A 245-nucleotide genomic window follows, 5' to 3' on the forward strand; every position below is an offset into this window, starting at 1 on the left:
TATGGGGGAGACGGGACAGACCTTGCGGGAGAACGGATTGGTTGAGCAGATTAGCATACTGGATATTCCCAGTCGTTTGATTGCCAACCGGGTCAGTTACCGGATGAAAAATGGTCCGATTCAGGCATTGTGTGATCGATTGCATCAGGTGATCCCAACTGAAGTAGTACCGAAGGATTAAAGGAACGGAGCAACGGGTCAGGACATTCTGCAAGCAAGCAGCAGGTAGGGGGAATGAGCAAATG

1 pseudogene is annotated in these 245 nt (G+C 50.2%); it reads left to right on the forward strand.

What is annotated here, in order from left to right:
- Positions 1 to 181: pseudogene (locus tag A372_RS32725) on the forward strand (ATP phosphoribosyltransferase); the annotation flags it as partial.
- Positions 182 to 245: the final 64 nt, after the last annotated feature.

Source organism: Paenibacillus sp. OSY-SE (genome assembly GCF_000283315.1).
GTDB classification, from domain to species: domain Bacteria; phylum Bacillota; class Bacilli; order Paenibacillales; family Paenibacillaceae; genus Paenibacillus_B; species Paenibacillus_B profundus.